This is a genomic window from Bradyrhizobium sp. USDA3010, from assembly GCF_056429065.1.
Window position 1 is genome coordinate 220,444 of sequence record NZ_JBWJZD010000006.1, and the last position, 24,156, is coordinate 244,599.

The 24,156-nt window shown below is 64.5% G+C and carries 25 protein-coding genes; 10 read left to right on the forward strand and 15 right to left on the reverse strand.

Annotated features, from left to right (window positions below):
* Positions 1–84 precede the first annotated feature (84 nt).
* On the reverse strand, positions 85–561 hold the full coding sequence (locus AC066Y_RS12660; RefSeq protein ID WP_478274153.1) for a CinA family protein: 477 nt from the start codon (positions 559–561) through the stop codon (positions 85–87).
* Between the two features lie 173 nt (positions 562–734).
* Here AC066Y_RS12660 and AC066Y_RS12665 point away from each other — a divergent pair, with 173 nt between their 5' ends.
* From AC066Y_RS12665 to AC066Y_RS12675, 3 genes are read left to right on the forward strand one after another with little or no spacing between them, the layout of a single operon-like run.
* Positions 735–1,811, forward strand: a complete 1,077-nt coding sequence (locus tag AC066Y_RS12665) for an amidohydrolase family protein (protein WP_478274154.1) — start codon at positions 735–737, stop codon at positions 1,809–1,811.
* Positions 1,808–2,917: an amidohydrolase family protein gene (locus tag AC066Y_RS12670; protein WP_478274155.1), complete on the forward strand. Its 1,110-nt coding sequence runs from the start codon at positions 1,808–1,810 to the stop codon at positions 2,915–2,917. Before AC066Y_RS12665 ends, AC066Y_RS12670 begins: the two co-directional genes overlap by 4 nt.
* A complete protein-coding gene (locus AC066Y_RS12675; RefSeq protein ID WP_076832577.1) occupies positions 2,918–3,331 on the forward strand; it encodes a Rieske (2Fe-2S) protein in 414 nt (137 codons plus the stop codon).
* A gap of 160 nt (positions 3,332–3,491) precedes the next feature.
* Here the strand turns inward: AC066Y_RS12675 and tcuB are convergent, their stop codons facing one another.
* From tcuB to AC066Y_RS12695, 4 genes are all read right to left on the reverse strand, one after another.
* Complete coding sequence (gene tcuB / locus AC066Y_RS12680) at positions 3,492–4,595, reverse strand: tricarballylate utilization 4Fe-4S protein TcuB (RefSeq protein ID WP_478274156.1); 1,104 nt, start codon at positions 4,593–4,595, stop codon at positions 3,492–3,494.
* A gap of 16 nt (positions 4,596–4,611) precedes the next feature.
* On the reverse strand, positions 4,612–6,012 hold the full coding sequence (gene tcuA / locus AC066Y_RS12685) for an FAD-dependent tricarballylate dehydrogenase TcuA (protein ID WP_478274157.1): 1,401 nt from the start codon (positions 6,010–6,012) through the stop codon (positions 4,612–4,614).
* Between the two features lie 77 nt (positions 6,013–6,089).
* A complete protein-coding gene (gene tcuC / locus AC066Y_RS12690) occupies positions 6,090–7,418 on the reverse strand; it encodes a tricarballylate/proton symporter TcuC (RefSeq protein ID WP_478274158.1) in 1,329 nt (442 codons plus the stop codon).
* Between the two features lie 240 nt (positions 7,419–7,658).
* On the reverse strand, positions 7,659–8,558 hold the full coding sequence (locus AC066Y_RS12695) for a transcriptional regulator GcvA (protein WP_478274159.1): 900 nt from the start codon (positions 8,556–8,558) through the stop codon (positions 7,659–7,661).
* Between the two features lie 118 nt (positions 8,559–8,676).
* Between AC066Y_RS12695 and AC066Y_RS12700 the strand changes: the two genes are divergently transcribed.
* Together AC066Y_RS12700 and AC066Y_RS12705 are read left to right on the forward strand one after the other, a co-directional pair.
* A complete protein-coding gene (locus AC066Y_RS12700; protein ID WP_298373485.1) occupies positions 8,677–8,880 on the forward strand; it encodes a DUF1127 domain-containing protein in 204 nt (67 codons plus the stop codon).
* A gap of 70 nt (positions 8,881–8,950) precedes the next feature.
* Positions 8,951–9,574 (forward strand): N-acetyltransferase family protein, encoded by a 624-nt coding sequence (locus tag AC066Y_RS12705; protein WP_478274160.1) that lies wholly within the window; start codon positions 8,951–8,953, stop codon positions 9,572–9,574.
* Positions 9,575–9,781: 207 nt separating this feature from the next.
* On the opposite strand, the gene AC066Y_RS12710 is transcribed toward AC066Y_RS12705, so the two are convergent.
* Together AC066Y_RS12710 and AC066Y_RS12715 are read right to left on the reverse strand one after the other, a co-directional pair.
* The gene (locus tag AC066Y_RS12710; RefSeq protein WP_478274161.1) at positions 9,782–10,612 is read right to left on the reverse strand and encodes an enoyl-CoA hydratase; all 831 of its coding nucleotides are present in this window, start codon (positions 10,610–10,612) and stop codon (positions 9,782–9,784) included.
* A gap of 158 nt (positions 10,613–10,770) precedes the next feature.
* Positions 10,771–11,472, reverse strand: a complete 702-nt coding sequence (locus AC066Y_RS12715; RefSeq protein ID WP_176528692.1) for an SDR family NAD(P)-dependent oxidoreductase — start codon at positions 11,470–11,472, stop codon at positions 10,771–10,773.
* Between the two features lie 71 nt (positions 11,473–11,543).
* On the opposite strand from AC066Y_RS12715, the gene AC066Y_RS12720 reads away from it, so the two are divergent.
* Positions 11,544–13,325: an acyl-CoA dehydrogenase family protein gene (locus AC066Y_RS12720; RefSeq protein WP_478274238.1), complete on the forward strand. Its 1,782-nt coding sequence runs from the start codon at positions 11,544–11,546 to the stop codon at positions 13,323–13,325.
* Positions 13,326–13,378: 53 nt separating this feature from the next.
* Complete coding sequence (locus AC066Y_RS12725) at positions 13,379–14,467, forward strand: Zn-dependent alcohol dehydrogenase (protein WP_176528693.1); 1,089 nt, start codon at positions 13,379–13,381, stop codon at positions 14,465–14,467.
* A 144-nt stretch (positions 14,468–14,611) separates the two neighbouring features.
* Here AC066Y_RS12725 and AC066Y_RS12730 read toward each other — a convergent pair whose 3' ends face one another.
* The 5 genes from AC066Y_RS12730 to mbfA all read right to left on the reverse strand — a co-directional run bounded on the left by AC066Y_RS12730 (position 14,612) and on the right by mbfA (position 19,060).
* Positions 14,612–14,965 (reverse strand): nuclear transport factor 2 family protein, encoded by a 354-nt coding sequence (locus AC066Y_RS12730; protein WP_212311766.1) that lies wholly within the window; start codon positions 14,963–14,965, stop codon positions 14,612–14,614.
* Between the two features lie 115 nt (positions 14,966–15,080).
* Positions 15,081–16,553 (reverse strand): amidase, encoded by a 1,473-nt coding sequence (locus AC066Y_RS12735; protein WP_478274162.1) that lies wholly within the window; start codon positions 16,551–16,553, stop codon positions 15,081–15,083.
* Positions 16,554–16,637: 84 nt separating this feature from the next.
* Entirely contained in the window at positions 16,638–17,168 is a 531-nt protein-coding gene (locus AC066Y_RS12740) for a cytochrome b (RefSeq protein WP_176528696.1), read from the reverse strand.
* A 36-nt stretch (positions 17,169–17,204) separates the two neighbouring features.
* On the reverse strand, positions 17,205–18,071 hold the full coding sequence (locus AC066Y_RS12745; protein ID WP_478274163.1) for a hypothetical protein: 867 nt from the start codon (positions 18,069–18,071) through the stop codon (positions 17,205–17,207).
* A 17-nt stretch (positions 18,072–18,088) separates the two neighbouring features.
* Positions 18,089–19,060 (reverse strand): iron exporter MbfA, encoded by a 972-nt coding sequence (gene mbfA, locus AC066Y_RS12750; protein ID WP_173640298.1) that lies wholly within the window; start codon positions 19,058–19,060, stop codon positions 18,089–18,091.
* Positions 19,061–19,226: 166 nt separating this feature from the next.
* Here mbfA and AC066Y_RS12755 point away from each other — a divergent pair, with 166 nt between their 5' ends.
* Positions 19,227–19,949: a hypothetical protein gene (locus tag AC066Y_RS12755; protein ID WP_478274164.1), complete on the forward strand. Its 723-nt coding sequence runs from the start codon at positions 19,227–19,229 to the stop codon at positions 19,947–19,949.
* Between the two features lie 78 nt (positions 19,950–20,027).
* Here AC066Y_RS12755 and AC066Y_RS12760 read toward each other — a convergent pair whose 3' ends face one another.
* Together AC066Y_RS12760 and AC066Y_RS12765 are read right to left on the reverse strand one after the other, a co-directional pair.
* Positions 20,028–20,402: a hypothetical protein gene (locus AC066Y_RS12760; RefSeq protein ID WP_478274165.1), complete on the reverse strand. Its 375-nt coding sequence runs from the start codon at positions 20,400–20,402 to the stop codon at positions 20,028–20,030.
* A gap of 213 nt (positions 20,403–20,615) precedes the next feature.
* Positions 20,616–21,761, reverse strand: a complete 1,146-nt coding sequence (locus AC066Y_RS12765; protein ID WP_478274166.1) for an alpha/beta fold hydrolase — start codon at positions 21,759–21,761, stop codon at positions 20,616–20,618.
* A gap of 104 nt (positions 21,762–21,865) precedes the next feature.
* Here AC066Y_RS12765 and AC066Y_RS12770 point away from each other — a divergent pair, with 104 nt between their 5' ends.
* Positions 21,866–22,141 (forward strand): hypothetical protein, encoded by a 276-nt coding sequence (locus AC066Y_RS12770; protein ID WP_478274167.1) that lies wholly within the window; start codon positions 21,866–21,868, stop codon positions 22,139–22,141.
* The gene (locus tag AC066Y_RS12775) at positions 22,138–22,374 is read left to right on the forward strand and encodes a hypothetical protein (protein ID WP_478274168.1); all 237 of its coding nucleotides are present in this window, start codon (positions 22,138–22,140) and stop codon (positions 22,372–22,374) included. Before AC066Y_RS12770 ends, AC066Y_RS12775 begins: the two co-directional genes overlap by 4 nt.
* Before the next feature lie 195 nt (positions 22,375–22,569).
* Here the strand turns inward: AC066Y_RS12775 and AC066Y_RS12780 are convergent, their stop codons facing one another.
* A complete protein-coding gene (locus AC066Y_RS12780; RefSeq protein ID WP_478274169.1) occupies positions 22,570–24,105 on the reverse strand; it encodes an acyl-CoA synthetase in 1,536 nt (511 codons plus the stop codon).
* Positions 24,106–24,156: the final 51 nt, after the last annotated feature.

Below are 24,156 nucleotides of genomic sequence, written 5' to 3' on the forward strand. Positions count from 1 at the left end.
TGGCCCCAGCGTTTTTTAACGCCGGCAGTTGTGGTTATGGGTCCTGGGTCGCGCTTCGCTTGCCCGGGACGACACCGGGGGCAATCACAGATTCTTCAACAGCAGCTCCAGCGCCGCCTTCGCGAACGCCCGCATGTTGGCCTGCCGGTCGCCGCTGGCGGTCTCCAGCGTGATCACCTGTTGCTGGGGACCTGCGACCGCCATGCAGCTGTGGCCGGCGGCATCGCCGTAGCGGTTGCCGGTCGGGCCGGCGGCGCCGGTTTCCGACAATCCCCAATCGGTCGAGAGGCGCTCGCGGATCTGGCGCGCCAGCAATTGCGCGTAGGGTTCCGACGACGAGCGGAGGCCGCGCATGGCATCGTCGGAGATGTCCATCAGCGCGCGCCGTGCATCGCGGGTGTAGATCACGCCGCCGCCGAGGAAATAGGCCGATGCGCCGGGCACGGCGAGCAGCGATGCCGAGATCAGTCCGCCGGTGGAGGATTCCGCGACCGCAATCGTCTGCTTGTTCGCGATCAGCTTCGCGGCGACCTGCTCGGCGATGGATATGAGTGCGTTCATCGGCGCTCTTTCTCGTTGCTTGCCATGAAAATCCTGTAGGGCGTTCTGCCTTCCTAGCACACCACACCGGCCCCTGCCGAGTTGCGGACCGCAGCCCGGCCTGATTGAATATCGGACAACAACCAAGCGGCGCCCGACAAGTTGTTGTGAGAGCGTGCGCCGGAGGAAACACCATGACGTTGCCGATCGCGGGTGGCGTGGATTGCGATCTGCATCCCGCCGTGCCTCACCTCACCAGCTTGCTGCCGTATATGAACGACTACTGGCGCGACCAGGTGACGACGCGCGGCATGACCGACCTGATCTCGCAATCCTATCCGACCAATTCGCCGATCGCCTCGCGGCCGGACTGGCGTCCCGCCCAGGGCAAGCCGGGTTCGAGCCTCGCCGACATGCAGCGCCAGGCGCTCGACCGGTTCGGCACCGCCACCGGCATCTGCAATCCGCTCTATGGCGTGCAGATGGTGTTCTCCGAGGACATGGCCGATGCCTTCTGCCGCGCGCTGAACGACTGGCTGGTCAAGGAATGGCTCGACAAGGACGATCGCCTGCGCGGCTCGATCGTGATCCCCGTGCCGAGCATCGAGAAGGCGGTCGCCGAAATCGAGCGCTGTGCGCAGGACAAGCGCTTCGTGCAGGTGCTGATGCTCGTGATGGGCGACATGCCGCTCGGCAAACGTCATTATTGGCCGATCTACGCCGCGGCCGAACGGCTCGGCCTGCCGATCGGCATCCATGCCGGCAGCAACTATCACAACCCGCCGACCTCGGTCGGCTGGGGCTCCTATCATATCGAGGACTATGTCGCGCAGGCGCAGGCGTTCCAGACCCAGCTCACCAGCCTGATCGTCGAGGGCGTGTTCGCGCGCCATCCGAACCTGAAAATGGTGATGCTGGAGTCCGGCTTCACCTGGCTGCCGCCGTTCCTGTGGCGGCTGCACAAGTTCTGGCGCGGCGTGCGCATGGAGACGCCGTGGGTCGACCGCGCGCCGCTGGAGATTGTGCGCAGCAACATCCGCTTCTCGCTGCAGCCGGTCGACGCGCCGCCGGACGGCGACACCCTGAACCGGCTGTTCGACCATATGCAGTCGGACGAATTGATCCTATTCTCGACCGACTATCCGCATTGGCAGTTCGACGGTGACGAGGTGCTGCCGAAGGGGTTGTCGCAGGATCTGGTCCGCAAGATCATGATCGACAATCCGCACGCGACCTATCCGCGCTTGCAGGTGAAGGAGACGACGCCATGAACATCCAGATTCGGGAACGTCCCGACGCGGCTGCGTCAGCTGGCATCAAGACCGCGATCGCCGATTGCGACATCCATCCGGCGCGCGCGACCAAGGACGAGCTGCATCCTTATCTGGCCAAGCGCTGGCACAGCCATCTCGAAACCTTCGGCGTCCATCCCTATCAGGGCATGATGGAAGGCCCGCCCTATCCGAAGGCGCAGCCCAATGCCTCGCGCCGCGATGCCTATCCGCCGGAAGGCGGCCCGCAGGGCTCGTCGCTGTCCTTCATGCAGAAGCAGCATCTCGATCCCAACAATGTCGCGCTCGGCGTGCTCAACCCGCTCAACACCGGGCAGGGCATCCGCAACCAGGATCTCGCGTCCGCGATCTGCGCGGCGATCAACGACTGGCAGATCGAGAAATGGACCAGCAAGGACTCCCGCCTGAAGGGCTCGGTCGTCGTCGCCAACGAGGACGGCGTGTCGGCCGCGGCCGAAATCCGCAGGCGCGCAGGCGATAGGAATTTCGTCCAGGTGCTGCTGCTGAGCCGCAATGTCGAGCCGCTCGGCCAGCGCCGTTACTGGCCGATCTATGAAGCAGCCCAGGAGGCCGGCCTTCCGATCGGCGTGCATGCCTTCGGCTTCGGCGGCAACCCGATCACCGCGTCGGGCTGGCCGAGCTATTACATCGAGGAGATGGTCGGGCATTCGCAATGCCAGCAGACCGCGCTGGCGAGCCTGGTGCTCGAGGGCGTGTTCGAGCGTTTCCCGAAACTGAAGATGGTGATGGTTGAGGCCGGGTTCGGCTGGGCGCCCTCGCTGGCGTGGCGGCTCGACAAGGTGTTTGCGCGGCTGCACGCCGAGGTGCCGCATCTGAAGCGCAAGCCGTCGGAATATATCCGCGATCACATCTGGTGGACGACGCAGCCGATGGAGGATCCGGAGAGCCGCGACCATCTGTTCCAGACCATCGAGTGGATCGGTTGGGACAAGCTGTTGTTCGCGACCGACTACCCGCACTGGGATTACGACGAGCCGTCGCGCGTGCTGCCGGCCGGCGTCAGCGACGCCAACCGCCAGGCATTCTATCTCGACAATGCGAAGCAGCTGTACGGTATCTCATAGATGACGCGTCACGTGATCGCCCCGGTGGACGAGCTGCCGCCGGGGTCGCGAAAATTCCTCGAGATCGACGGGCGGCCGATCGCCGTCTTCAACGTCAAGGGCGAGTTCTTCGGCCTGCTGAACCGCTGCCCGCATCAGGGCGCGGCGCTGTGCGAGGGGCCGCTGATCGGGCTCGCCTCGTCGTCGGACCCCGGCGAGATCGAATACACCAAGCTCGGTGAGATCCTGCGCTGTCCCTGGCACGGCTGGGAGTTCGATATCCGCACCGGCCAGTCCTATTGCGACCCGCGCCGCTTCCGCGTGCGCGCCTATCCGGTCAGCGTCGAGCCGGGCACCAATGTGGTGAAGGGGCCGTATGTCGCCGAGACCATCAAGGTCGCGGTGGAAAGCGACTACGTGGTGGTGGATTTGTAATATCCGCCGCGCTGGCGCCACGCGGGAGGTCCCGTAGGGTGGGTTAGCCGACTACGTCCGCCGTAGCTCAACGAGCGAAGGCGGAAGGCGTAACCCACCATCTTCTGCGCGGCACGAAGTCGGTGGGTTACGCTTCGCTAACCCAACCCTACATCCTTACTCATTCAGCCATCATCTGCCGTTCGCGCGCGTAGCGCACCAGCGCGACGAAGCGGTAGATGCCGTGCACGAATTTTCCGTAGGGCATGGTGATGAACAGCGCGAACACCACGCCGAGATGCAGCGCCAGCAGCGGGCCCATCGCGGCGCTCTCGCGCCACAGCAGCAAGGCAAGGCCGGTGACGCTGGTCAGGAACAGCATCAGGATGAACGCGGTGTCCATGCCCATCTGCTGCTCGTCGACCAGCACGCGGTCGCGCTTCCATTTCTCCGACAAGAGCCCGATCGGGCCGACCACGAGGCCGATGCCGCCGAGCGTGCCGAGCACGACCGGCAGGTCCCACCACGCATAGGGCGCTTCGCGCGCCAGCAGATAGTGGTACAGCGTGCCGACGCAGGTCGCGGCGAAGCACAGCACGAAGCCATAGAAGGTGAAGTGGTGATACAGCTTGCGGCGGTCGGTCGGGTGGTCGTCCTCGTTGAAGCAGCCGACACCGCCGCCATCGAGATAGCGTAGCTCGCCGGCGTCGCGGACCGCCTGCAACAGCGACTTCGCGTCCGTTTTCATGCCGATGGGCTCGCCGATCGCGCGCCAGAATGCGCGCACGCCCATCACCAGCGCGAGCATCGCATAGAGCAGGGCGGCGCCGAACAGCAGCGCCATCGCATTATGCGGCATCAGCTTGTAGAACGCGCCGGGGCCGGTGTGGATGCCATAAAGCACGCCGCGGTCGTTGATCGCGGCGAAGCCGAAGATGAACGCGGCGACGCTGAGCGCGGCGATCAGGCTGATGACGAGGCCGTTGCGTGCAAACGCGCCGGCAAATGCGCGCGGCCAGGCATAGGCGGCATAGGATTCCGCGCGTGCCATCGCCAGCGTCTTCGGGACATTGACGTTGAACTCGTGCGGCGGCGAGAACTGGCAGTCGGTGTAGCAGGCGCCGCAGGCATGGCACAGATTGGCGAGATAGTTGAGGTCGCCGTCGGAGAAGGCACGGCGCATCTCCATCGCGGGAAACACCGCGCACAGGCCCTCGCAATAGCGGCAGGAATTGCACACCGTCATCAGACGGTCGGCTTCCTGCAAGATCCTCGTCCCGTGCATCGCGCCAGTCCCGTCCTCAGTTCCGCGCATTCTTCGCCGCTTCCCGCCCGGCGACGCGGCCGAACACGCTGCCGATGGTCATGCCGATGCCGGCGGCGTACCCCTTGCCGAGCACGTTGCCGGCCATGATCTCGCCGGCGGCGAACATGTTGGCCGACGGCTTGCCGTCCTTCATCAGCATCCGCGACTGCTTGTTCACGCGAGTGCCGAGATAGGTGAAAGTGATGCCCGGCCGCACCGGATAGGCGAGATAGGGCGGCGTCTCGATCCTGCGCGCCCAATGCGTCTTCGCCGGCGTGATGCCTTGGGTAGCGCAGTCGTCGAGGATGGTGTGGTCGAACGTGCCGGGCTGCACCGCGGCGTTGAAATCGGTGATGGTCTTTTCCAGCGCTGACGCATCGAGCTCGAGCTTGCCGGCGAGCTCGGCGATCGTTGCGCCCGCGATCGGCGGAAACAGCGTCGGCATGAAGCTCGTCACGACGGTCGAATCGAAGATGATGTAGGCGATCTGGTCCGGCTGCGCGGCGACCAGGCGGCCCCAGATCGCGTAGCGCTTCGGCCAGATGTCCTCGCCCTCGTCGTAGAAGCGCTCGGCGTGCTTGTTGACGACGATGCCGAACACGACGGAATCGTGGCGGGTGATGATGCCGCCATCGAATTTCGGCGCACGGGCATCGATCGCTACCGCATGGCACTGCGTCGGATCGCCGATCTCCTGCACGCCCTTCGCGAGCAGCATCTTCAGGATCGCGCCGCGGTTATAGGGCGTACCGCGAATCAGGAAATTGTCGGCAGCCTCGCCCCAATATTCCTTCAGCCACTCGATATTGGCTTCGAAGCCGCCCGCGGCCGCGACCAGCGTCGAGGCGCGCACCTCGGTCTTGCCGCCGACCGGCTGTTTCAGCTGCGCCGACAGGAACATGCCGTCCTCGATCTTGAGATCGATCACCTCGGCGTCGTAGAGGACGTCGACGCCGAGCTCCTCGGCGGTGCGATAGAGCGCGTTCAGCATCGCGCGGCCGCCGCCGAGGAAGAACGAGTTGGTGCGGCCAAGGCTGAGCGTGCCGCCGAGCGAAGGCTGCCAGCGCACACCCTGTTCGACGATCCAGTTCAGGATGTCCTTGGACTCGTGGATCATGAAGCGGGCCAGTTCCTCGTCGGTCTGGCCGCCGGTCACCAGCAGCAAATCCTTCCAGAATTCCTCCTCGGTGTAGGGGCCGGTGAGGATCTCGGTCGCCGCGTCATGGGCGCAGCGCATGTTGCGGGTGTGGCGGGTATTGCCGCCGCGGTAGAATTTCGGGGCGCCCTCAAGCACCAGCACGGAGGCGCCGGCGCGCCGCGCGCTGATCGCAGCGCAAAGCGCGGCGTTACCGCCGCCGATCACCAGCACGTCGAACCTGCGTGTCAGATCAACCATGCGCTCTTGTTATCGTTGTTGGCATGGAAAGCAACACGGCCGGACGGATACCTGATCCCCGGCCGCGATGCGGAATATCAGGCCGTGACCGTCTCGCGCTGCTCGATGGTCTGGCCGCCACGATAGACGATCAGCGCGGCGATGATGCCGAGAACAGCGCCGAACATGAGCCAGTAGGCAGGCGAGGCCTTGTCCTGGCCGGTCATCGCGATCAGCTTGGTTGCGACAAAGGGGGTCGATGTGCCGAAGATGCCCGCCGCCAACGCGAACGCGATCGAGAAGCAGGTGGTGCGGACATGCGCCGGCACGATCTCGACCAGGCATCCCAGCATCGTGCCGCTGTAGACGCCAAAATAGAACGAGAACATCATCTGCACGGCCAGCAGCTTCCCGAGCGTGGGCTCATGCGAGAGCCACGACAGTGCCGGGTAGGCGGTCACGAACGACAGGCTCGCGATCGCGATCAGCACCGGCTTGCGGCCGATCCGGTCGGACAGCGCACCGCCGACCGGATTCCAGATGAAATTCGTCATCGCAACGAGCAGGGTCACCAGCAGCGTCCCGGAGGCCGAAAGGTGCAGCTCCTTGCCGAAGCCGGGCGCATACACCGTGATGAAATAGAACGTCGTGGTGGTCAGAACCGCGATCATCATGCCGAGAATGACGATGCGCCAGTTCTCGATCGCCGAGGCGAACACTTCTCTCGCCGTCGGATGCTTTTTCATGGCCAGGAAGGCCGGCGTTTCCTCGAGCGAACGCCGCAACATGAAGATCACGGGAATGATGAGGCATCCAATGAAGAACGGGATGCGCCATTTGGCGACGCCGCCGCCGATCGCATCCAGGAAGGTGTCGCCCGGAATCGCCTCCCTCAGGACGAAGCCGATCACGGCCGCAACAAAGATGGCGACCTGCTGGCTCGAGGATTGAAACGAGGTGTAGAATCCCCGATTGCCGGGCGTCGCGATCTCGGAGAGATAAACGGAGACGCCGCCCAGTTCGACGCCGGCGGAGAAGCCCTGGATCAGCCGGCCAATCAGCACGATGATCGTTGCGGCAATGCCGATCGATGCGTAGGACGGACAGAACGCAATCACCACGGTGCCAAGTGCCATCAGCGCGAGCGTCACGATCAGGCCCTGGCGGCGGCCGATGCGATCGATGTAGGAGCCGAGCACGATCGCGCCCACGGGGCGCATCAGCGCGCCGAGCCAGAACACGCCATACGCATTGAGCAGGGCCGCGGTCTCATTCTGGGCGGGGAAGAACGCCTTCGCGATGTCCTGCGCATAGAAGCCGAACAGGAAGAAGTCGAATTGCTCGAGGAAATTGCCGCTGGTCGCGCGCAGGATGGCGCCGAGACGCGACTTGATCTGCGGGACTTGCGATGAACTCGACTGCGACATAACGCCCTTTCCTCCCCGTGACAAAACGGCCGGCGCAAATTGTGTCGCCGGCCAAGGCAGTTAACTGCCATATGCGGCAATTTGGCACGGCTGTCCGGCGCGACCAACCCGAAATCACGCCGCCGCTATGGGAAAAAAGCCGTAGGCGGGAATTTGCTGAGAGCGTTTTCGAGCGAAGTGGACACCGGTTCGCGTGGAGAAAACGCGTCAGAACAATAGTCTCGTGCCGCGTGCGCCGCATCAAGCCGTCGTATGCGCCGCGGCGCCGAGCCAGGAGCGGAACGCAGAAAGCTTCGGGGAATCGGCGCGTCCCTGCGGCGTGACCAGATAGAAGCCGGCGTCCGCCGGCAGCGCGATCTTGAAGGGAACCACGAGGCGCCCCTTGGCGATGTCGTCCTGCACATAGGAGGTGCGGCCCATCGCGATGCCGATACCGTCGATCGCGGCTTGGATCGTCACGAACAGCAGGTCGAAGGTCACGCCCGGCTGCTTGGAAATGTCGGTCGGCAGACCCGCCGCGGTCAGCCACAGCCGCCAGTCGTCGCTGTTGGCGTTGCTGGTGTGCAGCAGCACATGGTCCCTGAGGTCTTCGGGGCATTTCAGCGGCCTGGTTCCATCCAGCAGCGACGGGCTGCACACCGGAAACAGCTCGTCCGCCATCAGCCAGTCCGCGCGCAGGCCCGCCCATTGTCCGCGGCCATAGCGGATCGCCGCGTCCACCTTGTCGCGCTGGAAGTCGACCAGGCTGGTCGAGGTGGTGATGCGGACATCGATGCCGGAATGCGCCTCCTGGAACGCCGACAGCCGCGGCAGCAGCCATTTGGCGGCGAGCGATGCCAGCGTCGAGACGGTCAGCACATGATCGTCGTCCCGGCGCAGCAGGCGGTCGGTCGCGAGCCTGAGGTCATTGAAGGCCGCGCGGACGCCGGGAAGGTATTCGGCGGCCTCCGGCGTCAGGCTCAACGAGCGGTTCTGGCGGACGAACAGACGAACGCCGAGCTCTTCCTCGAGGCGCCGGATCTGATGGCTGATCGCGGTCTGCGTCACATTCAATTCGGACGCCGCGACCGTGAAGCTCATATGCCGCGCGGCGGCCTCGAACGCCCTCAGGCCGTTCAACGAAGGCAGGCGGCTGGTCATCTCAGGATGGTCTCCAAATACATGACTTTAATTCATGCGAAGCGGTACAAAGTGTCGTTTGTGAACAGGCCGAATAGCTCCGATATTGCCGCCAACAGGTTACCGATAGGAGCCGCAGATGTCCATTTTCACCCATGAATCGATGACAAATCATCATACGCCTGGGTTGCTGAACCAGGTCAGCGACACGCTGCATGTCTGGTGGGATCGCTATGAGCGCCGCCGCGAGCTGTCGCAGTGGACCGAGCGCGACCTGCACGACATCGGCATGTCCCGCAGCGACATCGTTTTCGAGACCGACAAGCCGTTCTGGCGGGCCTGACAAGGACGCCGTCGCCGGCGCCGCCTCGACCGGGGGGCGCCGGCCAATTCCTTCACCCGAGGAGCGTGTCATGACTGCGCTGCATCTCGACGATCTCAAGCAATACTCTGATGTGCTGCGCGCCAAGAACGGCAGCGAGATCAAGGTGCGCTTCGTCGAGCCGCGCGACCGCGAAGAGCTGCAGGCTTACATCCGCTCGCTCTCCGCCGCGTCCCGTTATAACCGCTTCCTGGGTGCATTAAGCGAGCTGCCAAAGATGGAGCTCGAGCGTTTCATTCACGTCGGCGAGGCTGACCGGTTCACGGTGGTCGCGACGATGGTGGTCGATGGATTTGAGACCATCGTCGGCGAAGCCCGCTACGCCTTCCATGCCGATACGTCGAGCGTCGAGTTCGGCCTGTCGATCGATGACCGGTGGCAGGGCCACGGCATTGGCAAGGCGCTGCTGAAGAATCTTGAATGCCGCGCGGCGTCTTTCGGAGCCGAGCGCATCTTCGGCGACACGCTGCGTTCCAACGCGACGATGATCGGTCTCGCCCGCAAGTCCGGCTATGCCTTCACTGCGAGCCCCGGCGATTGGAAGCTGGTGCGCTTTGCGAAGGAGATCTACGTCGAACCGCAAGACATTCCCTGTGCCAGCTGGCGGCTTGCCGCCACTTCCCGCTCGGCCACGATGTCCTCGCTTGCGGTTTGACTGACTAGGCCCGGTTCTGGCCCCTCCAGAACCGGGCCCTTTTCTTTTTGATTGTTCCGATCCCGTAGCCCGGATGAAGCGGAGCGCAATCCGGGATCAGCTTTCGCCGCGGATAGTCTGCCCCGGATTTCGCTTCGCTCCGTCCGGGCTACGCGCTTGGTTCGCCTCTCCCACGAGGGGAGAGGTGACTTGAAGGGCGCTACGCGCTCAATTGCCCCTAAACACCGGCTTGCGCTTCTCGATGAAGGCCTGCACCGCCTCCTTGTGATCGGCCGTCGTGGTCAGGCGGATCAGCCGCTCGGCCTCGTGGTCGCGCGCGGTGGCGAAGTCGAACTGCAGCGCCTCGTCGAGATTGTCCTTCATGTAGCGCAGCGCCAGCGTCGGGCCTTCGGCCATCGACTTCGCCAGCGCGAACGCTTCGTCCTGCAGCGTCTCGTCCGGTACCACGCGGTTGACGAGGCCGATCTGCTCGCATCTTGCGGCATCGACCTTTTCCGATGTGAACATCAACTCGCGGGCGCGCGAGGTGCCGACCAGACGCGTCAGCAGCCAGGCCATGCCGTAGTCGCCGCTCAGCGCCACGCGCAGATAGCCGGTCGAGATGAAGGCGGATTGCGCCGCGATCCGGAGGTCGCAGGCCATCGCGATCGCAAGGCCGGCGCCCACCGCCGGGCCGGGCAGCGCGGCAATGGTCGGCTTGCGGACCGAGGCCAGCGCACCGGTCAGCAGGCGCTGGCGCTCCTGCAGGTCGGCGACCTTGTCCTCATAGGACATTTCGAGCTTCTTCGGGGCGCGATTGGCGCCCATGCCCTTGACGTTGCCGCCGGCGCAGAACGCCTTGCCCGCGCCGGTGACGAGCAGCACGCCGACCTCGGGATTCTCGCCGCAGGTCCGAATCATCGTGCGCAGCGCCGGCGTCAGCGTGTCCGACAGCGAGTTGCGGGCATCCGGGCGGTTCAGCGTGATGACGGCGACGCGGTCGCGGATCACGCAGAGCAGTTCGTCGGTGCCGGTCTCGATCTTGATTTCAGCGGTCATGGTTCCTCCGGAGGCAATCGTTGCCGTCATTGCGAGGCGCTGCGCCGAAGCAATCCATTTCGCCGCTTGTGGTGGCATGGATTGCTTCGCTCCGCTCGCAATGACGGATGCGGCGGACCAGGTGCGCAAGTTACGCCGCTTGCATGATCTCCGTCATCTCAAAACTTCTCAACCCAGGGCCGCAATTCCAGCTCCCAGCTCCAGGCGCTGCGCGGCTGCTGCAGCACGTTCCAGTAGCTCAACGCGATCGCGTCGGGATCGAGCATCGAATCCGGGCGGTCGGCGGGCTCGGCGCGCGCGGCGCTGCGGATGCCGCCGTCGATCACGAAATGCGCGACATGGATGCCCTGCGGCGACAATTCGCGCGCCATGCTCTGCGCCAGCCCGCGTAATGCGAACTTGCCCATCGCGAACGGCGCCGATTGCGCATAGCCCTTGACGCTGGCGGAAGCGCCGGTGAACAGGATCGCGCCCTTCTTGTTGGGCAGCATGCGCTTCGCCGCTTCCTGCGCGACCAGGAAACCGCCGAACGCTGAGACTGCGATCGCCTGCTCGACCTCGGAGGGAACGAGTTCAACGAAGGGGCCGCGCGAGCGCCCGGAGGCGTTATAGACCACGAGGTCCGGTGTTCCGATCTCGCGCTCGACCAAGCCGAACAGACGCTCGACGTCTTCCGCCTTGGTGGCGTCGCAGGCATAGGCGCGCGCGCCGGTTTCCGTGCAGAGCGCACCGAGCTTCTCGATGCTGCGCGCGCCCAGCGCGACGCGAATTCCCTCCCGCGAAAATAGCCGCGTCAGCGAGGCGCTGAGGCCCTCGCCGGCGCCGACGATCAGGGCGATCTTGTACTTCGGAATATCCATTGGGCTTTCCTTTGCTCGGCCGGAGGAGGATAGTCGTGCCCAAACAAATGAGCACCGCAATCGGGAATTCAATGCAGCCGCACAAGCAGGATCCGAAAACGCCATCCGCCAGCCAGCCGGGCCTGCTCGCGCCCGACACGACGGGAATGAATTTCTACCGGGCCGATCCCGCGCTGACCGATCTTCTGAAGCTGCATCTGCCCGAGGCGTTGTTCCGCCACATCGAGCCGCATCTCGATCGGCTCGGCGGATTGGCCGGCGGCGCTCTCGACGAATGCGCGCGGCTTGCCGACCGCCATACGCCGGTGCTGCACCAGCGCGACAAGTTCGGCCGCGACGTGCAAACAATCGAATATCATCCGGCCTATCGCGAGATCGAGAAGGCCGCGTTCGGCGAGTTCGGCATTCACGCGCTGTCGATTCGCAAGGGCATCATGGGCTGGCCCGACAAATATCCCGTGGTGGCCAAGCACGCCTTCACCTTCCTGTTCAACCAGGCCGAATTCGGCATGGGCTGCCCGATCAACGTCACCGACGGTTGCGCAAAGCTGCTGGCGAATTTCGGCAGCGAGGCGTTGAAGGCGAAATATCTCGACGGCCTGACGCAAACCGACATGAGCAAGCTGACGCAGGGCGGCCAGTTCATGACCGAAAAAGAAGGCGGCTCCGACGTCGGCACGCTGACCACGCGCGCGGTGCAGGAGGGCGACCACTGGCGGCTCCATGGCGAGAAGTGGTTCTGCTCGAACGCCGACGCCAAGGTGGTGATGCTGTTGGCGCGCCCCGAGGGCGCGGGGCCGGGCACCAAAGGTGTCGGCCTGTTCCTGATGCCGCGTTTCCTCGACGACGGCTCGCAGAACCACTACCGGATTGTGCGCCTCAAGGACAAGCTCGGCACCCGCTCGATGGCCTCTGGCGAGATCAAGCTCGATGGTGCGATCGCGTACGCCGTCGGCAAGCTCGACCGCGGCTTCGTGCAGATGGCCGAGATGGTGAACTCGTCGCGGCTCTCCAACGGCGTGAAGTCGACCGCGCTGATGCGCCGTGCCTGGCACGACGCGATCACGGTCGCGAAGGGGCGTGTGGTGTTCGGCCAACGGATCATCGACCTGCCGCTGGCGCGGCGCCAGCTGATGAAGATCATGCTGCCGACCGAGCAGGCGCTGTCGATGAGCTTTTTGACCGCCGATGCGCTCGACCGCGCCGAGGCCGGCAGCCAGGACGCCGCGGCGCTGCTCCGCATCCTGACGCCGACTCTGAAATTCCGCGCCACCCGCGACGCCCGCAAGGTCTGCGGCGATGCGATGGAGATGCGCGGCGGCATCGGCTACATTGAGGAATTCGTCACGCCGCGGCTGCTGCGCGATGCGCATCTCGGCTCGATCTGGGAGGGCACCGGCAACATCGTCGCGATCGATGCGCTGAAGCGCGCGGTCGGACGCCATGGCGCCGACAATGCGCTCGCCGCCGATCTGCATGCGCGGCTCGACGACAGCCCGAACGTGCCCGAGGCCTGGCGCAACCGGCTGCGTGATCTCGGCGACCGCGCGATCGGATTTGCGCGCGAGGTCGCGAGCCGCATCGACAATGAGGGCGATGCGCGGCGCGCCACCAGCCTGCTGTATCACGTCGCGAGCGCCGTAGCGCTGGCTTGGGAGGGCGGGCGTATCCACGAGATGCGTGGCGACGCGCGCCGGCTGCTGCTGTCGCGGATGGTGGTCGATCACCGCGTGACGCCGGGCGATCCGTTCCGGCTTACGGAAAATACCGTTCAGCGCAGGATGACCGAGCACCTGCTCGGCGATCGCGCCGTCGGCATGGCCGAGGTTGGCGAATTGCTCATCGCAGCGTAGGCTGCCGCGCGAGCGCACTTTTCAAACAAACAAGAACGTCAAGGGAGACCCCGATGAAGGCCGCCGTCCTGCATGAAGTCAATCAGCCGCTGGTGATCGAGGATGTCAGCGTACCCAATCCGGGGCCGCGCGAGGTCCTGATCCGCACCGCGGTCGCGGGGCTCTGCCATTCCGACCTGCACTTCATGGAAGGGCTTTATCCGCATCCGCTGCCGGCGGTGCTCGGTCACGAATCGGCCGGCGTGGTCGAGAAGGTCGGCTCAGACGTCAACTACGTGAAGCCGGGCGATCACGTCGTCACCTGCCTGTCGGTGTTCTGCGGCACCTGCGACAATTGCACCACCGGCCGCACCGTGCTGTGCACCGACACTACGGTGAAGATGCTGCCCGGGGCCTCCAACCGCCTGTCGTGGGGCAGGAAGGAGAAGCTCAACCAGTTCCTCAATCTGTCGTCCTTCGCCGAGCAGATGCTGGTGCACGAGAACGCGATCGTGAAGATCAAGAAGGAGATGCCGCTCGATCTCGCCGCGCTGATCGGCTGCGGCGTCATCACCGGCTATGGCGCCGTGGTGAACACCGCGAAGGTGACCGCGGGCGAGACCGTGGCTGTGATCGGCTGCGGCGGCGTCGGCATGGCCGCGATCAACGGCGCGCAGATCGCCGGCGCCGGCCGCATCATCGCGATCGACACCAATCCGGCGAAGCTGCAGCTGGCGACCAAGCTCGGGGCCACCGACATCGTCGATCCTGCGCGCGGAGACGTGGTCCAGCAGGTGCGCGAGCTGACCGGCGGTGGCGTGCAGCACTCCTTCGAGGTGCTCGGCCGCAAGGAAACCGCCGAGCAGGCCTTCGCCATGCTGGCGGCGGGCGGCACCGCGACCATCGTCGGCATGATCCCGTTCGGCCAGAAGATCGAGCTGCACGGCTTCGACTTCCTGCGCGAGCGCCGCATCCAGGGCTCGTCGATGGGCTCCAACCACTTCCGCGTCGACATGCCGCGCCTCGTCGACTTCTACATGCGCGGCAAGCTGCATCTGGAGGACTGGATCTCGGCCAAGCTGAAGCTCAGCGAGATTAACGAGGGTTTTGCCAACATGAAAGCCGGCAAGACGCTGCGCAGCGTGATCATGTTCGATAGTTGAAGTTTCGGCCGTCGTCGCCCGGCTTGACCGGGCGACCCAGTACGCCGCGGCGGAAGTTGTGTGAATCAACTGCGGCCGCGGAGTACTGGATGCCCCGCATGAAGCGGGGCATGACAGCGGAGGGTGAGGCTGCGAACGTCGCCCTCACCGCGCGACGTGCGCGGAGACCGCGAGCCATTTCCCGTTCTGCCTCGCCCAGCAGTCGGTGTAGCGGCCATGCGCGGGCTCACCGTCCGCGCCGGTGTAGCTGGTTTGGGCGTGGATGATGGCGAAATCGCCGAGGATGCGGATCTTGACGTCCTCGGCTTTCAGTCCCTTGATCTTCACCGGAATCGCCGTCTGCTTCAGGAAGGCGGCGCGGTCGACCAGGCTCTTGTCGGGATTGGTGCAGTAGAAGTCCTGCGCCAGGATTTCATCGAAGCGCTTGACGTCGCAGTTCTGAACCGAGTCGACGTAATCCTTGTTGAGCTTCGTCAGCTCTTCGAGGTCCTTGCTCATTGGTGTTCTCCCTGTTGTTCGTCATTGCGAGCGCAGCGAAGCAATCCATCGCCGTGCTCGCTGATATATGGATTGCGTCGTCGCTGCGCTCCTCGCAATGACGGCAGCAGCTCACCTAGTCATCGAACATCTTCGGCGGCACGAAGCCGCCGAACTCGCGCTCGATCAGCTCGGCGAGCTTCAGCGGCGTGCGGTCTTCCAGCATGGGGCCGACGATCTGCACGCCGACCGGCAATCCGTCGGGCGCAAAGCCGGTCGGGATCGCGGTCGAGGGCAGGCCGGGCAGCGTGGCGATGCCGGGCCAGGCGAGCTGGTCGGTATACACATGCGGCTCGCCGTCGATCAGAATTCGCCGCTGCTCCTGGTCGGGCGAATGATCGTGCGGATAGGCCGGCGTCGGCATGATCGGGCAGATCACGGCGTCGAACGATTTGAACAGCTCGCGCCATTGCGCGCGCAGCCGCGCGCGGCCGCCGTCGGCGATCACCCAGTCGCGGTGGCTGAGCGCGATGCCGCGCAGCCGCTCGGCTTGCAGGCTGGTGTCGCTGGCCGGCAGCGTAGCTGCCGCCGCGCAGGCGCCGGCATAGACCTCGGGCGGGAAGGTCGCCCCAAGGAACGACAGCAGGATCCGCATGTAAAGCCGCGACGACGCGGCGAAGTCCGGCAGCAGCGGGCTCGAGCGGGACACCTTCGCGCCGGCCTTGTCGAGATTGCTCGAGAGCTTGTCGATGCTTCCGCGGATCACCTTGTCGGTCGGCAGCACCGGATCGCTGTCGATCACGAGGACGCGGAAATCCTTCAGGGCGGTGTGGCGCGCCGCCGGCAGGTCCAGCCGGTACGCCTTGCCCGCTTCGAGCGGATCGGGACCGGCCATCGCGTCGAGCACGAGTGCGAGGTCGGCCGCGCCGCGCGCCATCGGGCCGATCACGGACAGGTCGCGATCGAACGGCAGCGGCGGCAGCGGCGGCGGGGTGTGACCACGCGACGGCAGCAGCGCGAAGGTCGGCTTGTGCGCATAGATGCCGCAGTGGAATCCTGGCACGCGCAGCGAGCCGCCGATGTCGGAGCCGAGCGACAATGCGCCGTAGCCCGCGGCAAGCGCCGCCGACGATCCGCCGGAGGAGCCGCCCGGCGTGCGGCCGAGGTCGTAAGGGTTGTTGGTGGTGCCGTAGATCTCGTTGTAGCTCTGCCAGTCGGCGAGGGCGACCGGCACGTTGGTCTTGCCGAGGATGACGGCGCCGGCGTCCTTTACCCGCGTGATCGAGAGCGCGTCTTCCGCCGGCACGAAGTCCTTTTGCGGCGGGAAGCCCCAGGTCGTCGGCAATCCCGCGACGTTGAAGGATTCCTTCACCGTCATGGGAATGCCGAGCAGCGGTCTGTGCTCGCCGCGCGCGATCGCGGCATCGGCAGCGCGGGCCGCAGCGAGGCCCCGCTCGAAATCGCGCACGCAAACTGCGTTGATCTTGCCGTCATGGCGCTCGATGCGGCCGATCGCGTCTTCCGCGAGTTCGACTGCCGAGACCAGCTTGTTGCGCAGCGCCTCCGACAGTTCGACGGCGGTCTTGAAACTCCATTGCGATTTGGCCACGGCGTGCTCCCTTGTTCTGGCGGCGATCATGCGCAGAATGGAACGGGCGGGCAAGCCCGGCTTGATCGCAATTGCGCTGGCCGCCTAGCCCGGAAGCATGCGCTGCATGATGCGGTCGCGGTAGATCAGCAAGTGCACCAGCGCGGTCGCGACGTGGAGGCAGATCAGCACCAGCAGAGACCATTCTGCAGCCTGATGCAGGCCGTCGATCGCCTTGCCGGCCGCGGCATTGTCCGAGGCCAGCATCGGCAGCGGCATCACGTAGAAGAACGAGACGGTCCAGCCGCGAAACGATGCAAACAGCCAGCCGCTGATGGTCGTTGCCAGCACGAGAACATAGAGCATCCAGTGCACGGCTTCCGAGCTCAGCCGTTGCCACGCAGGCAGCGAGCTTTCCGGCGCGACCGGGTGCGTCAACCGCCAGATGAACCGCAGCATGATGAGCGCAAGGATGACGATGCCGAAGGAAATATGGAACGTCATGGCGGCGCCGGGTGCCTGACCGCGATGAATGTCCGGCATCAGCCAGCCGATCGGGTATTGCACCGCCAGCAGGGCGACGATCACCCAATGCAGCAGCTTCGCGGTGGTGCCGTAATGCAGACGACCGGTCATAAACTTTCGAGCCGTTTCTGAGATTGTCGAGCTCATCTAATACGGCGTGCTGCGCGCCGACAGATGCGCCATTGGATTGATGGGGCCGCTCGCGCTGGCGCGCTCGCTGCTCTCCTTGGTCCCGGGCACCGGGAAGGCGTATCCGATGATGGTCTTGACCACGAGCCGGTCGGATGCCCGCGTGAGGCCGTAGCCGACGCCGAAGTCGATGTCGACATCACCCACCTTGAAGTCGGTCACCGCGAACAATGTGTGTTGCTGCTCGGCGAGCGGGCTGAAGGCGCCGATCTTGCCGAAATCGGCGTAGTATTCGAGGCCGACATACACATCGTCCTTCAGCTTGCGCGCCACGCGCGCGGCAGGCGCGAAATCCGCCTCGCCATATTTGCCGAAACCGACGTCGACAATCGGGTTGACGATGAATTCATAGTCCGCGTTGCGCATGCCGATGATCGGCCGGATCTCCAGGCCCCAGCGGGTCTGCGCGAATTTCGGCATCTGGTAGCTCAGCTCGAAATTGACGCCGTAGAACAGATTGCGCTTGTCGGCGTTCGGCGAGACGAACAGCGTGCGCAGCTTGAAGGCGTCGGACAGGAATTGCCGGTCCTGCACGGCGAACGGCAGATAGAGCCCGAGCTCCCACCAATCCGTCATGCCATAGGCAAACTCCGGCGTGCCGTTGAGGCTGTGATTGGACGGGAAGCCGCCCGGGAAGGGCGGATCCTTCTGGCCGATGCCGACATAGTTGAGATGCTGCTGGATGGTGAACTGGCCGACCGCCGCGATGCCGGCATTGTAGACCTGGATCTCGTCGGTCGCCTGCGCATGGCTGCTGTATCCGACCGCGGCGAGCGCAATCAGCGCTGCGCGGGCCTTATCTCGACATCGGCGCCGGGATCGCATCGGGAGGCCTCGCCGTCCTACGCCGCGCCAATCAATATGCCGACCGCGAGCACGATCGCGCCGCCGAGCACGATCTGGAACACCGCCTGCAGGAACGGCGTGTCCATGTAGCGCGAGCGGATGAAGGCGATCGCCCACAATTCGAAGAACACGACGATGCCGGCGATCGCAGTCGCGATCCAGAATGCGTTCGGCCACGCGTCGGGCACCAGATAGGGAATGGTGTGGCCGAGACCGCCGAGCGTCGTCATCAATCCGCAGGTGATGCCGCGCAGCCAGGGCGAGCCGCGCCCGGTCAGCGAGCCGTCGTCGGACAGCGCTTCGGCAAAGCCCATGCTGATGCCGGCGCCGATCGAGGCGGCGAGGCCGACCAGGAACGTCTGCCAGTTGTGATGCGTGGCGAAGGCGGCGGCGAACAGCGGCGCCAAGGTCGAGACCGAGCCGTCCATCAGTCCGGCGAGGCCCGGCTGCACATATTGCAGCACGAACATCCGCCGCCGCGTGCGGTCTTCCTCTGCGCGCACATCGGGCTTGAGGATGTCGCCGGTCAGCTTGACCGCGAGTTTCTCGTGGCCCTTCTCCTCTTCGGCGAGATCGCCGAGCAGCCGGCGTACGCCGGTATCCTCAGCCTTTTCTGCAGCCTTGGCATAGAAGCGCTCGGCCTCCAGTTCCATGGTCTCGACTTCCTTGCGGATGGTGTCGAGCGGCAGGTTCTTGGTCAGCCAGATCGGACGCCGGCGCAGAAAGCCTTTGACGTCCTCGCGCCGGATCGGCGGCAGATGCGGGCCGAAGCGCTGCTCATAGGTCTCCAGCAGCCGATGGCGATGGCCGCGCTCTTCCTCCGCCATCTCCTCGAAGATCTTTGCGGTATCGGGATAGCGGCCGGCGAGGTCCTCGGCGAAGGACATGTAGATGCGGCTGTCCTCCTCCTCGGAGGCAATCGCGACCGCCAGCACCTCGCGCTCGGTCAGATCGGCGAAATTCTTCACGGCAGACGCCTTGTTTACAGAGTTTAGAATTAGAATAATTCTAATATTTGTTCGTCGGGCCGAGGTCAATCCTGGATGGGTGCGTCTCTGCCCGTTCGTGATCAAGATCAGGGGAACTAGGCTGTGCTACGTCCGTTCGAGTTCCTGCTGTGCACGAGAGGATGCCATGTACACCGTCAAATTCCGCCTGAACGACGCGCGACTGGCGCCGCGGCGGACGAAACTCGAGATTCCGGGCTGGGCCGGCAACCGTGAGCCGCGCAGCGATGGTTCGCGCGAGCAGGTCTGGCATTGCGTGCCGTTCTCGGAAGGCGCGCAATACGGGATCGAGCTGTTCTATCCCTATGATTTCGAGCTGCGCGTCACCACGAAGGACGGAAGGCTACAACTCGACGCCGATTGGGGTGAGCCGCCGGACAGCGGCGTGCAGTGGCCGCCGTTCCGGAATTTCGGCGACGCGTTCTACACCTATCAGATATTGCTCGATCTCAAGGTCGAGAAGGGCATGGCGATCCGTACCGAACCGCATCCGCGCTTCTACACCGATCGCTCCGACACCGTGCCGATCGCCGTTCCGGCGCTCGTGCGCAATTGGTGGCCGATGATGTTCTTCACGGTGTTCAAGGCGCCGGCGGAAGGGCGCACTCACATTTTCCGGCCGAACGAGCCGTTCGCCCAGATCATCGTGATTCCCGAGGAAGCGAACTTTCAGCTCGAGCAGATGGGCGAGGAGGAGGCCGCCGAACGCGAATTGCAGGCGCGCCGCATCTACAACAATCGCCCCAAACTGGCCGCCGGAACGGAATGGACGTCGTCATCGGACACGGTGTTCGACGGCACATATCGCCATCTGCACCGCGCCGCAAAGGAGAAGGCGCGCAACGATTGAGCGAGATGCCGCATCATAGTTGACGAAACAACGGGGCCCGCGGGCCCCGTTGTGGTATCGCCGATCGGTCGCCATCGCTCAGTAATCGCGACGGTAGAAGCTGTGATGATGATGGTGGTGATGATGGTGATGGTGGTAGCGCCGATAGCGCGGCACCACGATGACCGGGCGCTCGTAGTAGCCGCGGCGATAGTAGCCGTGATGATGGTGGTGGTGGTGGTGATGGTGGTGGTAGTAGTACTGTGCAAGCTGCACGTTCTCGCGGACCGGAGTGGGCGCAGCCTCGTCGAGCGCCTGCAGCTTTGCGGAGGCGTTCGAGATCGGCTCCAGCAGGTCCGCGTATGAGTTCGCCTGCAGAACGTCGGCCGGGTTCGGCCCAGGCGCAGCTTCGGCGGCACCGACCGCACCGAACGCGGCCACCGCTCCCAGAAGTCCAGCGATTTTCCTATCCATCTTTGCTTTCCTCAAAAAGTCGCCGGACCGAGCGCCGGTTTCTAGCAACGCCAATCATTGCCCAATGTTTCGTGAACCGCGCATTAACGCCCTGTGACGGGATCGTGGCGGCAAGCATCCGCATCTGACGCGGGAACGGATGCCGGTTCGCGCGAAGAAAACCTGCCAAGACAAGAATCTAGAGCGACTGATTCGATCAGAACCGAAGTGGCTCTAGCTTGCGCGATCGAGGAACTGCAGCAGCAGCCGGCTCACTTCGTCCGGCTGCTCCTGCTGCACCCAGTGGCCGGCGCCGTCGACCAGATGGCAGCCGATCATTTTGGTACAGGCCCTGGTCTGCATCGTCTCGAACACGCCGGGCCGCTGATAGGTGCCCCAATCCTGCTTGCCCGAGATGAACGCGGATGGTTGTTCGATGCAGCGGCCGCTCCAGGTCTGCAATTCCGGAGTGAACGCGCCTGACGTCCCGCAGCGATACCATTGCAGCCCGCCCTGGAATCCCGTGCGCTGATACTCCGCGCTGTAATAGGCGAGGTCGCGGTCCGGCAGCCATGCGTTGGCGGCGATCGCCTCGCGCGACGGCATCTCCTCGGCCACCGTCGCAGCCATGTCCTTGGCGAGGTCCATCACATAGTAGGTCGGCAGTTTGGCCAGCTCCCCGGCCGACCAGGATTGCAGCGGATACGGCTTGTTGTCTTTCCAGTCCGCGCTCTTGTGATGATAGTAGGCGCGCAGGAAGTCGTGCACGCCCTGTGGGGCGCGATGCATGTCGGCATTGGCCTGATACGTCGAATAGTACCATTGGTAGTGCTTGCGCGGACGCGGCAGCGCCGCCAGCTCGCGATGCACGGGGTCCTCGCTCACGGGTTTCGCGGGCTCACTTGCGGTGTTGAACGGCAGCGACGGCGTTCCTCCGAACGGCGCGCTCATCATGACGACAGCGCGGAACACGTCGGGGCGGATCAGCGCGCACCATGCCGCGACCGACGAGCCGAAATCATGCCCGATCACGGCATCGACGTGCGTGTAGCCGAACGCCGCCACCAGCCCGAGCGCATCGCGCACCAGATTGGGCAGGCGAAACGCGGCGAGATCGCCGTCATACTCCGCGCTCCAGCCTGTGGTGCGGCCATAGCCGCGCTGGTCCGGCGCGATCACGTGGTAGCCGGCAGCGGCCAGCCTCGGCATCACCTTGCGCCAGGAGAACCCCAGCTCGGGAAAACCGTGCAGCAGCAACAGGCAGGGCCGGCCGGCTGTTTCGAAGCCGGCCTCCAGCACATGCATGCGCAGGCCGTTGATCCCGTCGACATAACGCGAGCGGATGGTGGAGGGCAGCGGGACGTCGGGGAGCGTTTCCATCGTGCAGATCACCTGTTGGGCCTCGCCGCACAACCAGCGCATTTTGCTGTATGCTGGCGGCCATTGATTCACGATAGCAACTTTGGCCACGGGATGCATACCGCATGCGCCACGCGAGGATTGCAGAGCTGCCCGGCCGGATGTCGCGTCTTGGCGTGATGATTGTGGCCGCCAGCCTGGTGCTGATGCATGCGGTCCGTGCGGCCGACATCAAGGAGCTCACCGAAAAATTGCCGCGCGCCTATATCGGCGAATTCCTGTGGGATGGCGACAACACGGTGCAGAACGTCGTCATCACCTTCGACAGGGTGCAGGTCCTGAACGAGCAGAACGCGGAAGCCCGAGAGGCTGCGGTTCGTATGAGGTCGGCCGTCTTGTGACCAGGATCGGCGTGCAGATGTTCATCAGGCTGTCCGATCTCGAGGTCGAGATCTTCGAACGGTCGCCCGATGGCAACGGAGCGTTCGAGACCGACGGCAGCCACCGCGGCAAGCTGTCGGAAGATTTTCAGCACATCGACGCGCAATGGACCAGCACGGCATCAGGCAAGCACGGCCAACTGCATCTGCGCGCCGCGGCGTCGGTGGCATGCGGACCGGCGGAGGATTTGTAGGTCGGTGGGTTGGGCGCAAGCGGCGTCCCGCATGCGCTCTTCATCCTCCTGGAGGGCGGGTTCGGATCGCCGCGCGATTTCGGAATATTAGAAATATATCCCCGAGTTGCCCGACGTGTCAAGTTGCCTTGTCGAACGCCGGCAACCGCCAGCTCCTTTGCATGGGGTTGTTTTCGATATTTTGGCCGCGCGCAGTCACGCCCTGGCGGGCGCCTTCGGCCAGTATCTGTCGCGCAGATGCCGCTTCACCAGTTTCCCGGTCGGGGTCCGCGGCAACTCTTGCTCGAAGTCGATGCTCTTCGGGCATTTGATCGGCGACAGATGCTGGCGGCAGAACGCGATCAGCTCGGCCTCGAGCTCCTTGCCGGCCCTGGCGATGTCGTGCGGCTGCACCACGGCCTTGACCTCTTCGCCCATCTCCTCGTTCGGCACGCCGAACACCGCGACGTCGGAGACCGCGGGATGCGTGATCAGCACGTCCTCGGTCTCCTGCGGGTAGATGTTCACGCCGCCGGAGATGATCATGTAGCTCTTGCGGTCGGTGAGATAGAGGAAGCCCTCTTCATCGAGGTAGCCGACATCGCCGAGCGTCGACCAGCCCTTGGCGTTGTAGGCCTTCTTCGTCTTCTCGGGATCGTTGTGATAGCTGAAAACCGGCGCGTCGGCGAAATAGACCTGGCCGATCTGGCCGGTCGGCGCCTCCTCGTCGTTCTCGTCGAGAATCTTGACCTTGCCGACCACGGCGCGGCCGACGGTGCCGCGATGGGTCAGCCATTGCTGCGAGGTCGAGACCGTGACGCCGTTGCCTTCGGAGCCGGCGTAATACTCGATCAGGATCGGTCCCCACCATTCGATCATTTTGGCTTTCACGTCGACGGGGCAGGGCGCGGCGGCGTGGATCGCCCCCTTCAGCGATGACACATTGTAGCGGGCGCGGACCTCGTCGGGCAGCTTCAGCATGCGCACGAACATGGTCGGCACCAGCTGCGACTGCGTCACCTTGTGCTTCTCGACCTGCTTCAGGAATTCCTCGGCGTCGAAATGCTCCATGATGACGGAGGTGCCGCCCAGCACCGTTGCCATCATGTTGAAGCGCAGCGGCGCCGCGTGATAGAGCGGCGCCGGAGACAGATAGATGCTGTCGGCATTCATGCCGCACATGTCGGCGGTGAGAATCCGCAGGAATGGGTTCGGCACGTCGATCCGGTTGCCCTCGAACTCCTTCTTGATGCCCTTGGGCCGGCCGGTGGTGCCGGAGGAATACAGCATGTCGTAACCTGCGACCTCGTCGGCCACCGGCGTGGTCGGCTGCGCGCCGGCCTCCTTGTCATAGGAGCGGAAGCCAGGGGCCGGCTCGTCCATCATGTAGAACAGCGGCTCGCCCTTGATCAGGCCCTTCACCTTGTCGGCGCATTGCGGCGTGGTGATGAACACCTTCGCTCCGCAGTCTTTGATGATGTAGGCGATCTCCTCTTCGGTCAGGTAGCGGCTGATCGCCGTGTAGTAGAGGCCCGAGCGCTGCGCGGCCCAGCAGATCTCCATGAAGGCGAGGCGGTTCTCCATCAGGATCGCGATGTGGTCGCCGGCCTTCAGGCCGAGCGAGCGGAACAGATGCGCGCCCTGGTTGGAGAGCTCGTCGAGCTCACGATAGGTGATCGCCTTGCCGCTGCCCGCCATCTGGTAGGCGATCTTGTTCGGATGGTTGCGCGCGTGGATGGACGGGTGGGTCAAAGATGTTTCCTCAGGTGATGCGTCGTCCCGGCGCAGGCCGGGACCTATAAC

Bases quoted from the DNA above. Each gene is read 5' to 3' on its own strand.
- AC066Y_RS12720 (WP_478274238.1), top strand. From the start codon at position 11,544: ATGCAGCCGCACAAGCAGGATCCGAAAACGCCATCCGCCAGCCAGCCG.
- AC066Y_RS12695 (WP_478274159.1), bottom strand. From the start codon at position 8,558: ATGACCAGCCGCCTGCCTTCGTTGAACGGCCTGAGGGCGTTCGAGGCC.
- AC066Y_RS12670 (WP_478274155.1), top strand. From the start codon at position 1,808: ATGAACATCCAGATTCGGGAACGTCCCGACGCGGCTGCGTCAGCTGGC.
- AC066Y_RS12725 (WP_176528693.1), top strand. From the start codon at position 13,379: ATGAAGGCCGCCGTCCTGCATGAAGTCAATCAGCCGCTGGTGATCGAG.
- AC066Y_RS12665 (WP_478274154.1), top strand. From the start codon at position 735: ATGACGTTGCCGATCGCGGGTGGCGTGGATTGCGATCTGCATCCCGCC.
- AC066Y_RS12660 (WP_478274153.1), bottom strand. From the start codon at position 561: ATGAACGCACTCATATCCATCGCCGAGCAGGTCGCCGCGAAGCTGATC.
- AC066Y_RS12705 (WP_478274160.1), top strand. From the start codon at position 8,951: ATGACTGCGCTGCATCTCGACGATCTCAAGCAATACTCTGATGTGCTG.
- AC066Y_RS12740 (WP_176528696.1), bottom strand. From the start codon at position 17,168: ATGACCGGTCGTCTGCATTACGGCACCACCGCGAAGCTGCTGCATTGG.
- AC066Y_RS12765 (WP_478274166.1), bottom strand. From the start codon at position 21,761: ATGGAAACGCTCCCCGACGTCCCGCTGCCCTCCACCATCCGCTCGCGT.
- AC066Y_RS12760 (WP_478274165.1), bottom strand. From the start codon at position 20,402: ATGGATAGGAAAATCGCTGGACTTCTGGGAGCGGTGGCCGCGTTCGGT.
- AC066Y_RS12755 (WP_478274164.1), top strand. From the start codon at position 19,227: ATGTACACCGTCAAATTCCGCCTGAACGACGCGCGACTGGCGCCGCGG.
- AC066Y_RS12715 (WP_176528692.1), bottom strand. From the start codon at position 11,472: ATGGATATTCCGAAGTACAAGATCGCCCTGATCGTCGGCGCCGGCGAG.
- AC066Y_RS12675 (WP_076832577.1), top strand. From the start codon at position 2,918: ATGACGCGTCACGTGATCGCCCCGGTGGACGAGCTGCCGCCGGGGTCG.
- AC066Y_RS12770 (WP_478274167.1), top strand. From the start codon at position 21,866: ATGCGCCACGCGAGGATTGCAGAGCTGCCCGGCCGGATGTCGCGTCTT.
- AC066Y_RS12710 (WP_478274161.1), bottom strand. From the start codon at position 10,612: ATGACCGCTGAAATCAAGATCGAGACCGGCACCGACGAACTGCTCTGC.
- tcuC (WP_478274158.1), bottom strand. From the start codon at position 7,418: ATGTCGCAGTCGAGTTCATCGCAAGTCCCGCAGATCAAGTCGCGTCTC.
- tcuB (WP_478274156.1), bottom strand. From the start codon at position 4,595: ATGCACGGGACGAGGATCTTGCAGGAAGCCGACCGTCTGATGACGGTG.
- AC066Y_RS12730 (WP_212311766.1), bottom strand. From the start codon at position 14,965: ATGAGCAAGGACCTCGAAGAGCTGACGAAGCTCAACAAGGATTACGTC.
- AC066Y_RS12745 (WP_478274163.1), bottom strand. From the start codon at position 18,071: ATGCGATCCCGGCGCCGATGTCGAGATAAGGCCCGCGCAGCGCTGATT.
- AC066Y_RS12700 (WP_298373485.1), top strand. From the start codon at position 8,677: ATGTCCATTTTCACCCATGAATCGATGACAAATCATCATACGCCTGGG.
- tcuA (WP_478274157.1), bottom strand. From the start codon at position 6,012: ATGGTTGATCTGACACGCAGGTTCGACGTGCTGGTGATCGGCGGCGGT.